The organism is Cellulomonas endophytica (assembly GCF_004123805.1).
GTDB classification, from domain to species: Bacteria; Actinomycetota; Actinomycetes; order Actinomycetales; family Cellulomonadaceae; genus Cellulomonas; species Cellulomonas endophytica.
Map to the genome: position 1 here is coordinate 1 of NZ_RWJX01000071.1, position 18,015 is coordinate 18,015.

The following is an 18,015-nucleotide window of genomic DNA, read 5'->3' on the forward strand; positions in this document are numbered from 1 at the left end:
CCTCCAAGGCCCGGCGCAGGCGGGCGCCGGCCATCAGGTCGATCCGCCCCCGCAGGTGGGTCCCGTCCGGGCGGTCCGACAGCACGAGGGACCGGGCGCGGCGTTGCCCCTGGTGGTCGGCCTCCAGCGCGGGCGGGTCGATCGCCGCGACCCGCTCCACCAGCGCCCGGCGGAACGCGCGCACCTCGTGCAACCGGGCCAGCGCCGTCACCGTCTCCTGCCCAGCCGCGGACGCCAACCACTCTCGCACCACGCCCGAGGCGCGGTCACGGACCTGCGCGAGCACGGTCAGGTGCCCCACCGGCATCAGACCCTCGGTCACGTCGCGGGCGACCGACGGCATGTCCGCCAACGCCTCCCCCTGGGACAGCTGCTTCCTGACCTCGACCTCGTCCACCCGCGTCACCGCGGCCACCACCGCGGTGGCTGCCCCCTGACCCGGACGACGCGGCGACGGGGTGTCCCGGTGCGCCAGCAGCACCCGCGACGCCGGACCGACCAACGCCGCCCGCACCCGCTCCACCCCGGCCAGCAACGAGGTGCGCTGCGCCCCCGGCCAGGACTCCGGCGCCCGCACCACCGCATCCAACCGACGCAGCACCGCCAGCGCCTCGTGCACGCATGCCGACGCCGCCGCGACCTCGTCGGCCACGGTGTCAGCGGCAGCGTCAGCCACGGTGTCAGCGGCAGCGTCGTCGCCGGGACGCAGCACCCTCGTCGACGCACCAGCGGACGCGGCGGGTACCGGCGACGTCTCCGGGATGTCGCGGCCCCATTCCTCGCGGCACCCGTCGGCGGCGTCCTGACCGACGAGAAGACCGTCGTCGGCAGCTTCTCCGTACCGCTTCTCCGTCGTATCGGAGTCGCCGTTCCTCGTCGAGCACGGTTCGTGAGCAGGGCGGACGACGAGGGCCTCGAGCCGCGGGGATGTCTCCCCGGCCGCTGCCACCGCCCCGCTCGCCTCGAACATGTGCACGATTCTAGGGGAGGAAGGGCCACCGCAGAATGCTCGTCGAATATCCCCAACCGATCGGGTGATACGGCAAACAATGGCGAGAATCGGGGGGCTGTGGGCGGCTCGCGACGGGAAAGATGGCCGCCGGCGTCCCCGGGTCAGTGCGCCCCGACGGCCCGCGCCTCGTCGACGGCGGCGCGGATGCCCTCGGTCCAGGGCTCGCCGTGCCCCGGGAGGACGGTCCCGGCCCCGGTGGCGGCGAGGGCGTCGAGGGAGCGCAGGGCGAGGAGCGAGTCGGCGGTGGCGGCGCCGGCGACGAGCTGCGGCCCACGCCCGCCGGTGTAGGGGTCGAGGGTGACGAGGGCGTCCCCGGTGAGGAGGACGTCGCGCGAGGGCAGGTGCAGGGCGCAGTGGCCGAAGGTGTGGCCGGGTGAGAACACGACGCGCGGGCTGCCCGGCAGCGGGAGATCGGCGCCCGGGTCGAGGTCGTCGAGCCCCTCGACACCCGGGACGCGCCACGCGCCCGCGGCGAGCACGGACCCGAGGATGGGCAGCGCGGCCGGGTGGCGGACGGGGTACAGCGCGCGGGGGTTCTCGTGCGCGTAGCGGTAGGGGTGCGCGGCGATCCAGTGGTCGCCGGGGTGCGCGAGGACCGGGACGTCCAGGGTCGCGCGCAGGCGGGCGACGTTCCCCGTGTGGTCGAAGTGCGCGTGCGTGAGGACGACGGCGACGACGTCGCGCGGGCGGTGGCCCAGCGTCCGGAGGGCCTCGCCGAGGGCGCGCCACGCGCCGGGCAGCCCCGTGTCGACGAGCAGGAGGCCCGTCTCGTCCTCGACGAGGTAGACGTTGACGTGGGCGTGCTCGAGGCGGTGCACGCCGTCGGCGACCTGGGTCAGCACGATGGGCCTCTCGTCGTCGTCCGCGGGGGAGCGGCCGGGGCTCCGACGCTAGGGCCGCCCGCCGGGTCGCGCGCGTCGTCGCCGCGGACCGGGGCCGCGACGGGGGAGACTGTCCGGATGGAGGACGCCCGGGACGGACGGACGATGCAGATCGGCGAGCTCGCGGAGCGCGCCGGGCTGTCGCTGCACACCCTGCGGCACTGGGACGAGGTCGGTCTGCTCAAGCCCTCGGTGCGCAGCGACGGCGGCTTCCGCCTCTACACGGAGGACGACCTCTCGCGCCTCCTCGTCATCCGGCGCATGAAGCCCCTGGGCTTCTCCCTCGAGGAGATGGCCGACGTGATGGCGGTCGTCGAGGAGCTGCCGACGGCCGGCGCGGACCGGGCGCGCGCGCTGCGTGCGCGCCTGGCGGAGGTGGTCACGGAGGCGGAGCAGCGGCGGACGAAGCTCGAGACGCAGCTCGCGATGGCCGACGAGTTCATCGGCCTGCTGCGCTCCCAGTAGCGCCGCGCCGGGTGCACCGTGCACGCGTCGGCGCCCGACCGCTCAGCCCCCGAGGTGCCCGGCCAGCCGGGCGTGCCGGGCCGCGCTGGCGTCGTCCATCCCGACGAGCTCGAGGGTCGTGCCGCGGGCGGCGTACCGCGTCCGCACGGCCTCGAGGGCGGCGACGGACGAGGCGTCCCACACCTGCGCCGCGGAGAGGTCGACGACGACGCGCGGCGGGTCGCCGGCGTAGTCGAACTGGTGCACCAGGTCGTTGCTCGAGGCGAAGAACAGGGCGCCGCGCACCGCGTAGGCGCGGGTGCCCGGGTCCGGGTGGGGGACGTCGACGACGGTCGTCAGGTGCGCCACCCGGCGGGCGAAGAGCACGGTGGCCGTGACGACGCCGGTGACGACCCCGATCGCGAGGTTCCCGGTCGCGACGGTCACGACGACGGTCACCACCATGACGGCGGTCTCGGACAGGGGCATGCGCCGCAGGGTCGACGGACGCACGCTGTGCCGGTCGAACGTGCTCACCGCGACGACCACCATCACGGCGACGAGGGCCGCCATGGGGATGCGGGCCACCACGTCGTCGAGCGCCACGACGAGCACGAGCAGGAACGCGCCGGCCAGGAAGGTGCTGATCCGGGTGCGGGCACCGGAGACCCGGACGTTGATCATCGTCTGGCCGATCATCGCGCAGCCGCCCATGCCGCCGAACAGGCCGGTGACGATGTTGGCGCCGCCCTGCCCCCAGGCCTCGCGGGTGGGGTGGGAGCGGGTGTCGGTCACGTCGTCGACGAGCTGGGCCGTCAGGAGCGACTCCAGCAGCCCGACGAGGGCGATGCCGACCGCGTAGGGCCCGATCAGGCGCAGGGTGTCGAGCGTCAGCGGCACCTCGGGCAGGCCGAGCACGGGCAGCGCGTCGGGGAGCGCGCCCTCGTCGCCGACCGTCGGGACGGCGATCCCGCCCAGCACGGTGAGCAGGGTCAGCCCGACGATCGCGACGAGGGGTGCCGGCACGGCGGTCGTGAGGCGCGGCAGCCCGACGATGACGACGAGGCCCGCGACGAAGAGGAGCGGGACCGCCAGGGGCACGTCGACGAGGTGCCGGACCTGGGCGACGAGGATGAGGATGGCGAGGGCGTTGACGAAGCCCGTCATCACGCTCCGCGGCACGAACCGCATGAGCCGGGCCACCCCGAGCAGCGCGAGGACCACCTGGAGCGCGCCGCCGAGGAGCACGGCCGCGACGAGGTGGTCGAGCCCGTGCTCGCGGGCCAGGGGTGCCACGACGAGGGCCACCGCGCCCGTCGCGGCCGAGATCATCGCCGGCCGCCCGCCGAGGAACGCGATGGTGATGGCCATCGTGCACGAGGCGAACAGGCCGACCCGCGGGTCGACCCCCGCGATGATCGAGAACGAGATGGCCTCGGGGATGAGCGCGAGCGCCACGACGAGCCCTGCCAGCACCTCCGTGCGCAGCCGGGCGGGCGAGCGCAGGGCCCGTCGCACGCTCGTCACGTCGTCGGACCGGCGACGGATGCGCTCGAGGACGTCGGGCTCGCCGACGGGCGGCTGGGCGGGCGGCAGGGCGGGTGGGGGCGGGCTCGCCACGGGCGCTCCGGGGTGCGGTAGGTGCGTGCGGTGGGGAGGTGCGACGCAGGTGCGGGCGCGCGCGACCGGTGCGGTGCGTGCGGGCGGTGGGCGGGACGCTTGCGGGGGAGGGCCGGCAGGCGGCCCCCGGCGGGTGTCCCGACCTCGGACGGACGCCGCCCGTCCGGACCCTAGGGTAGCCCGAGGGTTCGGGCTGCCGGGGCGGTCCCGGGGACGGCCTAGCATCGGCCGGGTGCCCGCCCCGCCCCGTCCGCAGCCCGACGACGAGGTCGCCGCCGAGGACGCCACCAAGGACGCCACCGAGGACGCCACCGGCGGCGGGGGCAGGCTCGTCGGCCGGGTCGCCGACGTGACGGCCTTCCCGGTGAAGGGCCTCGGGCCGCGGGTGCTGGACCGGGTCGTGCTCGCACCGGGGCGCGGGGTGCCGGACGACCGGCTGTGGGCCCTCGCCCGTGCCGACGGGCGCTACCGCCCCGGGGCCGACCGGCCGCTGCCGAAGAACCAGTTCCACGTGCTCGTGCGCGACGAGGTCCTCGCCCGCCTGCGGACCCGCCTGGACGGCACCGTCCTCACGCTCGAGGACGACGGAGCCCCGACCCTGCGCGCGGACCTCGCGACCGACCAGGGGCGTGCGGCGGCGGGCCGCTTCGTCGCCCGGGTCCTCGGCCTGGCCGACGGGACCACGCCGGTCGTCGCCCACGAGCCGGGGCTGAGGTTCACGGACGCGGCGGTGGACGGCCCGGAGCTCATGGAGGCCGTCTCCCTGCTCAACCTGGCGTCGGTCGCCGACCTGGCGGCACGGGCGGGGAGCCCGGTCGACCCCCTGCGGTTCCGCGCCAACGTCCACCTCGACGGCCCGGCGCCCTTCGCGGAGGCGGGGTGGGTCGGACGGACGCTGCGGGTCGGCGGCGCCCGCCTGGAGGTGGTGCAGGAGACGGGCCGGTGCGCCGCCACGGAGGTGGAGCCGGGCTCGGGACGTCGGGACCTGCCGGTCCCGCGGCTGCTCCGCGAGCACTACGGCCACGCGCGCATGGGGGTCTACGCGCTGGTCCGGGACGGGGGCGTGGTGCGGCCCGGGGACCCGGTCGTGCTCGAGCCGCGGGCGCCCGTCGCGGCGCCGTCCTCCGGGGCGTGACCTCCGCGGACGGCGCCGCGCCGCCGCCGTCCGCGAGCCCGCGTCGAGCACGGGCGCCGCGGTCCGCGCCGTCCCCCTCAGCGCGAAGGGGTGGCGCCGGGGTGCGAGGTCGCACCGCGGCCGGGGGAGGACGGGCCGGGGGAGGACGGGCCGCGGGAGGACGGGCGACGGGCGTCCGGGTCGGAGGGGGACGGGCGACGGGCGGCCGGGTCGGAGGGGGACGGGCGACGGGCGGCCGGGTCGGGGGCGGACGTGCGGCGGGCGGAGTGCCGGGCGCGCGCCTCGTCGTAGTGGCCGAGCAGCTGCTCCCCGACGACGGGCCAGGTCCGCGCCCGGACGGCCCGCCGCGCCGCCCGGCCCATGGCGCGCCGCTTGGCGGGGTCCCCGGCGAGGTCGGCCACCCGCGCACGCAGGACCGCGAGGTCGCCCGGCGGGTAGAGCCAGCCCGTCCGGCTGGGGTCGACGAGCTCCGCGACGCCGCCGGCCCCGACCGCCACGACGGGCACGGCGGCCGCCATCGCCTCCTGGGCCGACTGGCAGAACGTCTCGTGCGGGCCGGTCTGGACCGCCACGTCCAGCGTCGCGACGAGGCGCGACAGGTCCGCGCCGGTGCGCAGGCCGAGGAACCGCGCCCCGGGCAGCGCGCGTTCCAGGGCCGGCCGCGCCGGCCCCTCCCCGACGACCACGAGCCGCACCCCGGGCAGGCCGTCGAGCGCCCGCAGGTCCTCCAGCTGCTTCTCGGCGGCCAGGCGGCCGACGTAGCCCACGAGCACCCCGCCGCCCGGCGCGAGCCGTGCGTGCAGCGCCGGGTCGTGGTGAGCCGGCGAGAACGCCGCCGTGTCGACGCCGCGGGGCCAGAGCCGGACGCGGTCGATGCCGTGGTCGGTCAGCGCGGCGGCCGCGATGCGGGACGGCGCGAGGGTGAGGTCCGCGGCGCCGTGCACCGCCCGGACGTGCCACCAGGCGGCGTCGGCCGCCGCGGACAGGCCGTAGCGCTCGGCGAAGCCGGCGACGTCCGTCTGGTAGACGGCCACCACGGGGAGCCCGAGGCGGCCGGCGGCACGCACCGCCGGCCCGCCGGTGGCGAACGGCGAGGCGAGGTGGACGACGTCCGGCGCGAAGGCCGCGAGCTCGCGCGCCAGCTCGCGGGCGGTCGGCAGCCCGAGCCGGAACGGTCCGAGGCCGGGGAGCGGGACGGACCGCAGCGGGACGACCCGCGCGCCGTGCACGCGCCCCGGCGGCGTGCCGGGCGCCAGGACGGTCGCGTCGTGGCCCGCGCGGGCGAGGTGCTCGAGCACCCGGACCACGGAGCCGGTGACGCCGTTGACGTGGGGGAGGAACGACTCCGAGACGAGGGCGACGCGCACGGTGCCAGCACACCGCTGCCCGTCGACGCCCGGCCGACGCCCCGGTGACGGGGTGGTGACCGGGCGGCGGCCATCCCGGGGCGGCTGCGGCACGCGACGCCGGGGCGCGGACGCCCGAGCCGCGGTGCCCCGGTCGCGGCGCCGGCCGGCTCGGCGGGCGCCGCGACCAGCCGCGCCCGTGCCCCCGCCCCCGTCCGGTCCGGCAGGGGGCGGGGTGGAGGTATCATGCCGGAGCGGGACCGCAGGCGGCCGCGGCGGTGGCCGCGATCGCGTCGACGCCGTACCCCGTCGGGGCCGGGCGGGTGTCCTGCGCGACGGTCCAGCAGCCGTCGACGACGGCGTACCGCGTGCCCGGGCCGTCCGCGAGGAAGCCGTGCAGCCCCGCGACGAGGCGGTCGACGTCGGCGAGCGTCGAGCCGACCCCGACGGAGGCGCGGAGCGCGCCACCGCTCGCGCCGAGCCGGGCGAGCAGGGGGTGCGCGCAGAACCGGCCGTCCCGCAGCCCGATGCCGTGCTCGGCGGACAGGTAGGCGGCCACGAGGCCCGGGTCGTGGCCGGGCACGGTGAACGTGACGACCCCGACGGGGTCGGCGGCGTCCTCCCAGAGCCGGGCGACCCGGACGCCGTCGACGGACGCGAGCCCGGCGACGAGGTGCTCGCGCAGCGCCGTCTCGTGCGCGTGCAGCGCGCCCTCGGGCAGGGCGGCGAGGGTCTCGCAGGCCTGCGCGAGCGCGACGGCGCCGAGCACGTTCGGCGACCCCGCCTCGTGGCGGGCGGGTGCCGGGTGCCAGGTGGCGCCGTCGGTGCGGACGTCGCGGACGGCGCCGCCGCCGGCGAGGTGGGGACGGCCCTCGTCGAGCCAGTCCCGCCGGCCCACGAGCGCCCCGGCGCCGAAGGGCGCGTAGGTCTTGTGGCCGGAGAAGGCGATCCAGTCGACGTCGGTCCCCGCCAGCGACACGCGCCGGTGGGGGACGAGCTGCGCGCCGTCGACGACGACGCGGGTGCCCGCCGCGTGCGCGAGGGTCACGACCTCGGGCAGGGGCAGCGCCTCGCCGGTGACGTTCGACGCCCCCGTGATCGCGAGCAGTGCGTACGGCGCGCGGGCCAGCTCGTCCCGGATCGCGGCGAGCGTCCCGGCCACGGTGGGGGCGGCCGGAAGGACGGTCGCGCGGGGCCGGTCGTGGTCGTCCTCGTCGCCCAGCCAGGGGAGCAGGTTCGCGTGGTGCTCCAGGTCGAGCACGAGGACCCGGCCGCCGGGGGGCACGCAGCCCGCCAGCAGGTTGAGCGAGTCCGTGGTGTTGCGGGTGAGGACCGCGACGTCGTCGGGCCGCGCGTCGACGAACTCCGCGATCGTCCGGCGCGAGCCCTCGTACAGGGCGGTCGACAGCTGCGAGAGGTAGCCCGCGCCGCGGTGCACCGACGCGTAGAGCGGCAGCACCTCCTGGACCCGGGTGGCGACCGCCTCGAGGGCCGGCGTGGACGCGGCGTTGTCGAGGTTCGTGTAGGGGCGGCTGGTGCCGTCGAGCAGGGGGACGGGCGTGGTGGCGCCGACGAGGGCGAGGAGCGGTCGCTCGCCCGGGCGGTCGTCCGCGTTCTCGGCGGACGCGGTCCCGGCGGACGCGTGCTCGGCGGGCGCCGCCCCGGCGGACGCGGGCCCGGTGGCGGTTCCCGTCGACGCGCCGTCCGGGGCGGCGGCGGGAGGACACGCGACGCCGGGCGCGGCGACGGGCTCGGGACGGGTCTGCACGGACGTCGGCACAGGGAGCTCCCTCAGGACGGTGGGGGAGCCCCTCCGGGCCCACCCGCGCTTGCCGACCGCCGGGCGGCGGTCGACCGTGTCGTCACCCGGGGCACCCCGCCGCGGTGGGAGGGTTGCCGGCCAGCGAGCCGGGGCTTCGCGCTGGCACTCATGACCTCCACGAGGGTGGTGGAGGGCGCTCGGGGGTGTCAACGGATGTCCACCATCCGGGCGGGCCGTCCACGCCTCGGGACGGACGGCCCTCGGCAGGGACGCCGTGGTGCCCTACGATCGCCGCGACCATCCAGAGCGGCCGAGAGATCTGGCTCGACGACGCCGCAGCAACCCGGTCCGACCCCGTCGGCGCAGGGTGCTCCCGCCAGAGACGATGGAGGAGGGCACCCCCATGACCACCGACCCCACGGCTGACGGCGCAGGCCGCGCCTACGCCGGCGACGTGAGTCCGCAGGAGGCCTGGCGCCTGCTGCAGGACGACCCGCGCGCGCTCCTCGTCGACGTGCGCACCGACGCCGAGTGGCGCTACGTCGGCGTGCCCGACACGGCGGCGCTCGAGGGCGGCGGCGCCCGGACCCTCCTGCTCGAGTGGGTCGGCTACCCCGGCGGCCGGCCCAACACGGCCTTCCCCGACGCGCTGCGGGCGGCGGTCGGCGAGGGCACGGACCGCCCGGTCCTCTTCCTGTGCCGGTCCGGCGTCCGGTCCGTCGCGGCGGCGACCGCGGCGACGCGCCTCGGCCTGACGCACGCGCTCAACGTGCTCGAGGGCTTCGAGGGCGACGTGGGGCCCGACGGGCACCGCGGGCACGCGGGCTGGCGTGCGGCGGGCCTGCCGTGGCGGCAGGCGTGAGCGCCGGCGGGGGCCGCCCGTCCGTCCCCGGGCCCCGGCACTGGGACGAGGGGCTGCCGCGCGAGGAGCTCGGCCCCGCGACGCTGGCGGTGCGCGGCGGCACGGTCCGCACGCCCGTCGGCGAGACCTCCGAGGCGCTGTTCCTCACCCAGGGGTACGTCTACGACGAGGCCGCGCAGGCGGAGGCGGCGTTCGCCGGCGAGGTCGACCGGTTCATGTACTCCCGCTACGCCAACCCCACGGTGGCCACGTTCGAGGAGCGCCTGCGGCTGCTCGACGGCGCCGAGGCCTGCTACGCCACCGCCACGGGCATGTCGGCCGTCTTCACCGCGCTCGCGGCGCTCGTGCGCTCCGGGTCGCGCGTCGTCGCGGCGCGCGCCCTCTTCGGCTCCACCGTCGTGATCCTCGACGAGATCCTGGCGAAGTGGGGCGTGCGCACGGACTACGTGGACGGGCACCGCCTCGAGGAGTGGGAGGCCGCCCTGGCCACCCCGGCCGACGTCGTGTTCTTCGAGACGCCGTCGAACCCCATGCAGGACATGGTCGACATCGCCGCGGTGAGCGCGCTCGCGCACGCGGCGGGGGCGACCGTCGTCGTGGACAACGTCTTCGCCACCCCCGTGCTGTCCCGGCCGCTCGCCCTCGGCGCCGACGTCACCGTCTACTCGGCGACGAAGCACATGGACGGCCAGGGCCGCGTGCTCGGCGGCGCGATCCTCGGCAGCAGCGCGTTCGTCCGCGGGCCCGTCGAGACGTTCCTGCGGCACACGGGGCCGTCGCTGTCGCCGTTCAACGCCTGGGTGCTGCTCAAGGGCCTGGAGACGATGGCGCTGCGCGTGCGGCACCAGAGCGCCTCGGCTCTGACCCTCGCGCGCTGGCTCGAGGAGCAGCCCGCGGTGGCCGAGGTGCGCTACCCGTACCTGGAGTCGCACCCCCAGCACGCGCTGGCCCTCGCCCAGCAGGAGGCGGGCGGCACCGTCGTGACGTTCACCCTGCGGGTGCCCGAGGGCGCCCCGCCGGAGGCGGCGCAGAAGACGGCGTTCACCGTGCTCGACGGGCTGCGGGTCGTCGACATCTCGAACAACCTCGGGGACGCGAAGAGCCTGGTCACGCACCCGGCCACGACGACGCACCGGCGCCTCGGCGTCGCCGGCCGCGCGGCGGTGGGCATCGGCGAGGCGACCGTGCGGCTGTCCGTCGGGCTGGAGGACGTGGAGGACCTGCGGACCGACCTGGCGCGCGCGCTGGACGGCCTCGGGGCCTGACGGGCGGTCGAGCAGGGCCCCGGCGCGCCCTCCTACGGGGCCGTGAGGCGGCCTGTGGACGACGGCCGTCGCGCCGGACCCGCCCCGCCCTAGCCTGCGCGCACCGCGGGAGGGACCCGCGGGTGGCGGCGGGCGCAGCGCCCGCGCACGGCAGGACGGGGACCGGCATGGCGAACCTCTCGGTGACGTACGGCGACCTGCGGGACGCGGCGACGCGTCTGGCGGCGGGGCAGGAGCAGGTGATGGGCGTGCTGGCGGAACTGTCGGCGGGCATCGAGGGCCTCGTGGTCTCCGGCTTCGTCACGGACCAGGCGTCCGTCGCGTTCGGCGAGGCCTACCGGCAGTACTCCCGGGGTGCGACGGACGTGGTCCAGGGCCTCACGGGTCTGGGGCAGTTCCTGCGCACGACGGCGACGACCTACGAGGACCTCGACGGCCAGCTCGCGGCCGCCCTGCGCGGGTAGGCCGTGCGGGGCGGCCGCGCCGGGCACGGCCCGGTGGGCCGCCTGCGCACGACGGACCCCCGGCGCTACCCGCCCCAGGCGCCCCGCTCGAGGAGCACCGCGCGCAGCACGTCGGCGCGGTCGGTGACGAGCCCGTCGACCCCGAGGTCCAGGAGGCGGTGCATGTCGGCGGCCCCGTTGACCGTCCAGACGTGCACGGGGCGGCCGGCCGCGTGGGCGGCGGCGAGCGTCCGGGCGTCGACGACGGGCACCGCCCCGGACCGCTCCGGGACCTGGAGGCAGTCCACGCCCCGCAGCGCGGCCCGCACGGCGGCGGTGCGCAGGGCCGGGGGCGCCAGCCGGGCGGCGGCGAGGAAGGCGACGACCTCCGCCTGCCCGGCGGAGGTGGCGACCGGGCGGCTCAGCCCGGCGAGGGCCCGGCGCCGGCGGCGGCTGCTGAAGGAGGTGAGGCACACGCGGTCGTGCGCCCGCGTGCGTTCGACGGCCCGGGCCGTCGGCCCCGCGGCGGCCGCCGCCTTCACGTCGACGTTCACCCGCAGGTCGGGGAAGAGGCCCAGCAGGTCCTCCAGGGCCGGCACGGGCTCCGTCCCGCCGATCCGCGCGCGCCGGACGACGTCCCACGGCAGGGCCGCGACCGCCCCGCGGGCGTCGGTGGTGCGGTCGAGGAGCGCGTCGTGCAGCGCCACGGCCACGCCGTCGGCCGTCGCGTGCGCGTCGGTCTCGACGTGCTCGAAGCCGAGGGCCCGGGCGGCGGCGAAGGCCGCGAGCGAGTTCTCCCGGCCGGTGCGGTCGAACCCGCGGTGCGCCAGCGCGACGACCCCGTGCCGCGTGCGCAGGTACGCCGGTCCCCGGCCGTCGTCGGGGAGGGGGACGCCGGGGTCGACGGTCGGACGGGGCACGCGCCGAGCGTGGTGCGGCCGCCCGGCCCTGTCCAGCCCGGCCGCGCGGGCCACCGGGCAGGGGGTCGGCGTCCCGTCGCCGCCGCTCGACCTGCGGCGTCCCCGTCCGGGGACCTAGCCTCAGCGCCGTGAGGACGCCCTGGTTCGTGCGCGCGACCGCCGGCAGCGCCACGGGCCTGCTCATGCGCGAGGTCGACTGGGGGACGACACCGCTCGGCGCCCCCTCGGCCTGGCCGATCGCGCTGAGGACCACGGTCGAGATGTGCCTGTCGACCCGGTTCCCGGTGCTCGTGACCTGGGGCCCGGAGCTCACGATGATCTACAACGACGGCTACCGGCGGATGCTGGGCACGGACAAGCACCCGGGCGCGCTGGGTGCGCCGCTGCTCGAGGTGTGGGCCGAGATCCGTGAGGACCTCGCGCCGCTCGTGCGCACGGTGCTCGACGAGGGCCGGCCCACGTGGTCGGAGGACCAGCGCCTGCTGGTGGAGCGCTCCGGGCTGGTCGAGGAGGCGTTCTTCACCTTCTCCTTCAGCCCCATCCGGGACGCCGACGAGGTCGTCCGGGGGCTGCTCGACATCGTGTCCGAGACGACGGCGCAGGTGGTGCAGCGGCGGCGCACCGCCCTGCTGGGCGAGCTGTCGTCGGCCCTCACCGCGGCCCAGGGCGACCTCGGCGCCGTGGCCCGGCGCACGCTCGCCGTGCTGCGCGGCTCGCCCGACGTCGAGGCCGTCGAGCTGCACCTGCTCGACGAGGGGGGCCGGCTGATGCGGCTCGGCTCGTCGGGGACCGCCCCCGGCGGCGGGTCGTCGGGCGGCGGCGGCGGGCCGGACCACCTCGCCCCGGTCGACCCGGGGCTGCTGTCGGAGGTGGCGGCGTCGCGGGTGCCACGGACGGTCGGGCGGACGCTCGTCGCACCGCTCGTCGCCGCGCTGACGCCGGACCGGTCGATCGCCCGGCCCGAGGCCGGCGGTTCCGGCGCCGTCGTGCTCACGGCGAGCCCGCTGCGGCCGTTCGACGCCTCCGCCCGCACGTTCCTCGGGCTCCTGGCCGAGCAGGTCGCGTGGGCGGTGAGCAGCACCGTCCGCCACGGGCGCGAGGTCGCGCGGCTGCGGCAGGTGAGCGACGTGCTGCAGGCGGCGATCCTCCCCGAGACGTCGAGCGCGGCCGGCATCGAGAGCCGGTACCGCCCGGCGACCGGTGACCTGGCCGTCGGCGGCGACTGGTACGACGTGGTGGACCTCCCGGGCGGGCGGCAGGGCCTCGTCGTGGGGGACTGCGTGGGGCACGGGCTCGACGCGGCCGCCCGCATGGGCCAGCTGCGCAGCGCCGCGCGCGCCCTCCTCCTGGAGGACCCCCGGCCGGTCGCCGCCGTCGACGGCCTCGACCGCTTCGCGCGCACCCTGCCCGGGGCGGAGCTCACCACGGTGTTCTGCGCCGTCGTCGACCCCGCCGCGCGCTCGGTCACCTACGCGGCCGCGGGGCACCTGCCGCCGGTCGTCCTCGCACTCGACGGCTCGACGCGGCGTTTGGCCGGCGCGCGCGGGGCGTCCCTCGGGCTCGACGTGGCCCCGCGCACCCAGGTGACGGAGCCGCTCACGGCCGGCGAGATCGTCGTGCTGTACACGGACGGGCTCGTCGAGCGGCGGGGCGAGGGTCTGCAGGCCGGGCTGCGCCGGCTCGAGGAGGTGCTGCGCACCCTGGGCGGCCGGGAACCCGCGGCCGTCGCCGACGCCCTCCTCGCACGGCTCGTGCCCGCCGGCGGCGCCGACGACGTGGCGCTCGTCGTGTACCGCGTCGACCCGGCCGTTCAGGTCGTCACCCCCGTCGTCACCCCCGTCGTCACCCCCGCCGGCACCCCCGGTGCCGGGCCCGTCGTGCCGGCCCTCGTCGGCGGGGTGCCCGACCCCGCCGGGGTGGGCGGGGACGGCCCGCCCGGCCCGGAGGGCACGGACCGCACCCGACGACCGGACCACGGGACCACCGGGGGGCGGACGGCATGAACGAGCACCTCCCGCGCCCCGACCAGGACCTCCGCCGGCGGGTCGGCGACGAGGCGCAGGCCCGAGCGGGTCGCCCCGCGGCGCGCGCGGGCGACCGTGCTGAGCCCACGGGGAGTGCGCCGACGGAAGGGGGCCGGGCGCCGTCCGTCCCGCCGGTGCCGTCCCCCGACCCTGTGCCGTCCCCCGACCACGTGCCGTCCACCGGTCCCTCGCGCACCCCCGTCGGCGGCGACCTCGAGCGGTGGCTGGACCTCGTGTGCCCCGCGCTCGGCCTCGACCGCGCGGTCGTCGCCGCCGTGACCGGCCCGGTGCTCGACCGGGTGCGGGACGTCGCGCACGACGTCGTGCGCCCGGGCGCACCGCTGACGGCGATGCTCGTCGGGCTCGCGGCCGGCGCGGCCGTGGGGGAGGGGGCGTCGCCGGACCGGCTGGAGGCGGCCGTGCGCGAGCGCCTCCTCGTGGTCGACCGCCTCGTCGCGGGGTGGGCGCCGCCGGCCGGCTGAGACCGGGCACCCGGTCCGGACGTCCCCTCGTCAGCCGTCGAGACGTGCGGGCGGCACGCCGCGGCGGGCCGCGGCCTCCCGGGCGCGGGCCCGGTCGAGGTCCTCGGGGCGGTCGAGGTCGAGGCCCTCGTCGTCGCTCACGGGCACGGGCACGGTCCGCAGGTCGGCGAGCAGCCGGCGGGCGGGGGCGTCGACGACGGCGGCGGGGTCGTCCAGGAGGCGGGCCCGCACGGCGGCCACGCGCAGCGCCGCCAGGAGCGGCTGGGGGTGCCCCTGCGCGTCGAGGGCGACGGCCGCGTCGACGCCGGGAGCCGCGGCCAGCGCCGCGAGGAGGCGGCGGACGGCCACGCCGGCGAAGGGCTGGTCCCCGGCGACGACGACGAGCACGCGGGTGCCCGGCCGCTCGTCGAGCGCGGCGGCCAGGCCCGCGGCCACCGCGGCGAGGGGCCCACCGCCGACCGGGCTCTCGCGGCACGTGCGCACGGGGGACCGCAGGTCCGCGGCGGGTCCGGGCGCGCTCGAGGGCGCCCCCGCCGCGACCGGGGGGTCGAGGGCGGGCCCCACGACGACGACGGGCAGGGGAGCCAGGTCCGCCAGCAGCCGGTCGAGCACCGTGCCGTCCCCGAGCGGGAGGCGCGTCTTGTCCGGCCGGCCCGCGCCCCCGTGCATCCGCCGCGAGGTGCCGCCCGCCGGGACGACGACGACCGTGTCGGCGAGGAGCGCGTCGGCGGGGTAGACCCGGACCCGGTCGGGCAGGAGCGTCACGGCGACGGGATCGCCGAGCCGCAGGGGCGCGTCCGCCAGGTCGTCGACGGGCAGCTCGGCGCGCAGCGTGCGGCCGTCCGCGCGGACCTCGACGTGCCAGTGCTCGCCGTGCTGCTCGACGGACCCGACGGCCGCCCGCGGCCACGTCGTGGCGTGCTCCCCGACGGTTCCCGACGACCCGGCCGACCCGGCCGGCGCGGGTGACCCGGCCGACCCGGCCGGCCTGACCGGCCCCGGTGGGGCGGCGGGTGCCGGCGCGTCCGACGCCCGGGCCAGCCGGACGGCGGACGGCGGCACGGCGACGAGCTGCGGCCCGGCGAGCGGCGCCGGGACGGCGAGCACCCCGCCGCCGTCGAGCCGGACGCCCCCGTCGCCGCCCGTCCCCGTGCCGGTGAGCAGGTCCACGCCCGCCAGCCGCGCGGCCCAGGGCGTCCGCGGCCGCCGCGCCACCTCCGCCGGCGTGCCCTCCTGCACGACCCGCCCGCCCTCGAGGACGACGACCCGGTCGGCCAGCGCGGCGGCGTCCGCGAGCAGGTGCGTGACGAGGAGGACGGGACCGCCGAAGGCCCGCGCGCGGGCCGCCACGACGGCCCGGGCCTCCCGCCGCGCGGTGGCGTCCAGCGCGGCGAAGGGCTCGTCGAGCAGGAGGGCGTCCGGCTCCGTGACGAGCGCGCGCGCCAGCGCGACGCGCTGCGCCTCGCCGCCCGACAGCCGGTCGGCGCGGGCGTGCGCGACGCCGCCGACCCCGAGCGCGGCCAGGGCGGTGTCGGCCCGCGCCCGGGCGGTCGCGGCCGCCGTGCCCCGCGCCCGCAGCCCGAACGCGACGTTCTCCCGCGCCGTCAGGTGGCCGAAGAGCAGCCCCTCCTGGAACACGACGCCGAGGCGCCGGCCCTCGGCGGGCACGCGGCGCGCGCGCCCGGGCGCCTCGAGCACCCGGCCCGCGACCTGCACCTCGCCGTCCTCGAGGGGCACCAGCCCCGCGACCGCCGCGAGCAGCGTCGTCTTGCCGGCGCCGTTGGGGCCGAGGAGCGCCACGACCTCGCCGTCCCCGACGCGCAGGTCGACGTCGACGAGGAGCGACCCGCGCCGCAGGACCACCCTCGCACGCAGGCTCATCGCGGCCTCATCGCGGCCTCATCGCAGCGTCCCGGTGAGCCAGCGCTCGCGCAGCCCGACGAGGACGAGCAGGCACACGAGCAGCAGCACGAGCGACAGCGCGACGGCGGCCTCGGGGTCGGTCTCGAGCGCCAGGTAGACCGTCAGCGGCATGGTGCGGGTGGTGCCGGGGTAGCTGCCGGCGAAGGTGATCGTGGCGCCGAACTCGCCGAGCGCGCGCGCGAAGCACAGCACCGCCCCGGCGGCGACGCCCGGCGCCACGGCGGGCAGCGTCACGCGCCGGAACGTGTAGAGCCGCGACGCGCCGAGGGTCGCCGCGGCGCCCTCGAGCCGCCGGTCCGCACCGGCCAGGGCGCCCTCGACCGCCACGACGAGGAACGGGAGGGCGACGAAGGCCTCGGCGACGACGACCGCCGCCGTGGTGAAGGGCAGCGTGAGGCCGAACCACGCGTCGAGGTGCCGCCCGAGCAGCCCCTGCCGGCCGAGCAGCAGCAGGAGCGCGACGCCGCTCACCACGGGCGGCAGGACCAGCGGCACCGTGACGAGGGCGCGCACGAGCCGGCGGCCCGGGAACGGGACGCGCGCGAGGACCCACGCCAGCGGCACGCCGAGCACGAGGCAGACGGCCGTGGCCGACGTCGCGGTCACCAGCGACAGCCGGAGCGCGTCGAGGACGGCCGGCTGCGCGAGCTGCGCCGGCAGCGACGACCACGGCGCGGCGGCGACGAGCGCGACGCCCGGGAGCACGAGGAAGGCGGCACCGAGCGCGGCGGGCACGAGCAGCGCCCACGGCGCGGGCGCGCGTCGGCGGGGGGCGGGCGCCCGTCGGCGCGAGGCCCGCCCCGGTCGGCGGTCCGCGGCCGCCCCGGCGCTGGTCGGCCCGGGACCGGTCCTCGGGGCGGGGGTCACCGCGGCCGGAAGCCCGCGTCGCGCAGCACCCGCCGGCCCTCGTCGGAGAGCAGGAGGGCGACGAAGGCCTCCGCGGCGGCGGGGTTCGCCGCACCGGGCAGCACGAGGGCGGGGTAGTCGTTGACGACGTCCTCGGCCCCCGGCACGGGGACGCCCTCGACCGCGTCGCCGCCGCGCCGCACGTCCGTGGCGTAGACGAGCCCGGCGTCGACCTCGCCGAGCCGCACCTTCGCCAGGACCGCCGACACGTCGCGCTCGAGGGTGTCGGGGGCGGCGGTGACGCCCGCCGACGCCAGGAGCGTGGCCGCCGCCGCGCCGCAGGGGACCCCGGGGGCGCAGAGGGCGACGGCCAGTTCGGGGTCCGCCAGGTCCGCCAGGCCCGTCACGCCGCCGGGGTTGCCCGCCGGCACGACGAGCTCGAGGACGTTGCGCGCGACGACCCGGGCGGTGCCGCCGAACGCCTCCGTCACGGGCGCCATGGTCTCGGCGCTCGCGGCGACGAAGACGTCGGCCGGCGCCCCGGCGACGAGCTGCGCGGCCAGCGACGAGGAGCCCCCGAAGCCCGTCGTCACCGTCACCCCCGGGTGCTCGGCGGTGAAGCGGTCGACGAGCGCGGCCGTCGCCTCCGTGAGCGAGGCGGCCGCGAGCACGACGAGCTCGCCGGTGAGCGCCTCGGGCCCGGTGGGGGACCCGGGCGCGGCCGTGGCCGGTCCCGTCCGGCCCTCGAGGGCGGGTCCGGTGGCCGCCCCGGGCCCGCACGCCGCGAGGAGCGCGACCGCCACGGGGAGCAGCAGGGCGGGGGGGACCCCCCGGGGCCGCGCGGGCGCGGGCCGGCCACGGTCGCGTCGCCGGCCGGGGGTCACCGCCGGACCGTAACAAGCGGCCGTCGCCGCCGGTCAAGCGGTCCGGGCCCGACGGTGGTGCGTACGCTCGCCGGGTGACGACCGTCCCGCCCCCCGCGCCGCCGGGCGCCGCCGCCGCCGCGCACGCCGCGGGGCCCGCGGCACCGCCCGCCGCCGGCCCCGACGA

15 protein-coding genes, 1 pseudogene and 2 riboswitches are annotated in these 18,015 nt (G+C 78.6%); of the genes and pseudogenes, 7 read left to right on the forward strand and 9 right to left on the reverse strand.

Annotation, left to right across the window (positions count from 1 at the left end; translation table 11 throughout):
- Positions 1-970 (reverse strand): annotated as a pseudogene (locus tag EJA20_RS15175) (hypothetical protein); the annotation flags it as partial.
- A gap of 143 nt (positions 971-1,113) precedes the next feature.
- Complete coding sequence (locus EJA20_RS15180) at positions 1,114-1,854, reverse strand: MBL fold metallo-hydrolase (RefSeq protein ID WP_420836439.1); 741 nt, start codon at positions 1,852-1,854, stop codon at positions 1,114-1,116.
- Between the two features lie 117 nt (positions 1,855-1,971).
- Between EJA20_RS15180 and EJA20_RS15185 the strand changes: the two genes are divergently transcribed.
- Positions 1,972-2,358, forward strand: coding sequence for a MerR family transcriptional regulator (locus tag EJA20_RS15185; protein WP_129339342.1), 387 nt, complete (start codon positions 1,972-1,974; stop codon positions 2,356-2,358).
- 42 nt (positions 2,359-2,400) lie between these two features.
- On the opposite strand, the gene EJA20_RS15190 is transcribed toward EJA20_RS15185, so the two are convergent.
- Positions 2,401-3,885: a SulP family inorganic anion transporter gene (locus tag EJA20_RS15190; protein ID WP_240675540.1), complete on the reverse strand. Its 1,485-nt coding sequence runs from the start codon at positions 3,883-3,885 to the stop codon at positions 2,401-2,403.
- Between the two features lie 304 nt (positions 3,886-4,189).
- On the opposite strand from EJA20_RS15190, the gene EJA20_RS15195 reads away from it, so the two are divergent.
- The gene (locus EJA20_RS15195; RefSeq protein ID WP_205687532.1) at positions 4,190-5,092 is read left to right on the forward strand and encodes an MOSC domain-containing protein; all 903 of its coding nucleotides are present in this window, start codon (positions 4,190-4,192) and stop codon (positions 5,090-5,092) included.
- Positions 5,093-5,169: 77 nt separating this feature from the next.
- Here EJA20_RS15195 and EJA20_RS15200 read toward each other — a convergent pair whose 3' ends face one another.
- Positions 5,170-6,459: a glycosyltransferase gene (locus EJA20_RS15200; protein ID WP_129339345.1), complete on the reverse strand. Its 1,290-nt coding sequence runs from the start codon at positions 6,457-6,459 to the stop codon at positions 5,170-5,172.
- A gap of 223 nt (positions 6,460-6,682) precedes the next feature.
- A complete protein-coding gene (locus tag EJA20_RS15205) occupies positions 6,683-8,218 on the reverse strand; it encodes an aminotransferase class V-fold PLP-dependent enzyme (RefSeq protein ID WP_420836440.1) in 1,536 nt (511 codons plus the stop codon).
- Between the two features lie 40 nt (positions 8,219-8,258).
- Positions 8,259-8,374, reverse strand: a riboswitch (SAM riboswitch).
- Between the two features lie 120 nt (positions 8,375-8,494).
- A riboswitch (SAM riboswitch) is annotated at positions 8,495-8,592 on the forward strand.
- 11 nt (positions 8,593-8,603) lie between these two features.
- Here EJA20_RS15205 and EJA20_RS15210 point away from each other — a divergent pair.
- From EJA20_RS15210 to EJA20_RS15220, 3 genes are all read left to right on the forward strand, one after another.
- Positions 8,604-9,062: a rhodanese-like domain-containing protein gene (locus EJA20_RS15210; protein ID WP_129339346.1), complete on the forward strand. Its 459-nt coding sequence runs from the start codon at positions 8,604-8,606 to the stop codon at positions 9,060-9,062.
- Positions 9,059-10,327 carry an O-succinylhomoserine sulfhydrylase gene (locus EJA20_RS15215; protein ID WP_129339347.1) on the forward strand — a complete coding sequence of 423 codons (1,269 nt, stop codon included), beginning with the start codon at positions 9,059-9,061 and terminating at the stop codon, positions 10,325-10,327. Before EJA20_RS15210 ends, EJA20_RS15215 begins: the two co-directional genes overlap by 4 nt.
- Before the next feature lie 167 nt (positions 10,328-10,494).
- Complete coding sequence (locus EJA20_RS15220; RefSeq protein WP_129339348.1) at positions 10,495-10,791, forward strand: WXG100 family type VII secretion target; 297 nt, start codon at positions 10,495-10,497, stop codon at positions 10,789-10,791.
- A gap of 65 nt (positions 10,792-10,856) precedes the next feature.
- Here EJA20_RS15220 and EJA20_RS15225 read toward each other — a convergent pair whose 3' ends face one another.
- Positions 10,857-11,690 (reverse strand): glycerophosphodiester phosphodiesterase family protein, encoded by an 834-nt coding sequence (locus EJA20_RS15225; RefSeq protein WP_338068837.1) that lies wholly within the window; start codon positions 11,688-11,690, stop codon positions 10,857-10,859.
- 128 nt (positions 11,691-11,818) lie between these two features.
- On the opposite strand from EJA20_RS15225, the gene EJA20_RS15230 reads away from it, so the two are divergent.
- A complete protein-coding gene (locus tag EJA20_RS15230; RefSeq protein WP_129339349.1) occupies positions 11,819-13,693 on the forward strand; it encodes a SpoIIE family protein phosphatase in 1,875 nt (624 codons plus the stop codon).
- Between the two features lie 191 nt (positions 13,694-13,884).
- Positions 13,885-14,196: a DUF6457 domain-containing protein gene (locus EJA20_RS15235; RefSeq protein ID WP_129339350.1), complete on the forward strand. Its 312-nt coding sequence runs from the start codon at positions 13,885-13,887 to the stop codon at positions 14,194-14,196.
- A 30-nt stretch (positions 14,197-14,226) separates the two neighbouring features.
- On the opposite strand, the gene EJA20_RS15240 is transcribed toward EJA20_RS15235, so the two are convergent.
- The 3 genes from EJA20_RS15240 to modA all read right to left on the reverse strand — a co-directional run bounded on the left by EJA20_RS15240 (position 14,227) and on the right by modA (position 17,768).
- A complete protein-coding gene (locus tag EJA20_RS15240) occupies positions 14,227-16,077 on the reverse strand; it encodes an ATP-binding cassette domain-containing protein (protein ID WP_129339351.1) in 1,851 nt (616 codons plus the stop codon).
- A gap of 18 nt (positions 16,078-16,095) precedes the next feature.
- Positions 16,096-16,860: an ABC transporter permease gene (locus EJA20_RS15245; RefSeq protein WP_205687533.1), complete on the reverse strand. Its 765-nt coding sequence runs from the start codon at positions 16,858-16,860 to the stop codon at positions 16,096-16,098.
- Between the two features lie 122 nt (positions 16,861-16,982).
- Positions 16,983-17,768: a molybdate ABC transporter substrate-binding protein gene (modA, locus tag EJA20_RS15250; protein WP_240675539.1), complete on the reverse strand. Its 786-nt coding sequence runs from the start codon at positions 17,766-17,768 to the stop codon at positions 16,983-16,985.
- Positions 17,769-18,015: the final 247 nt, after the last annotated feature.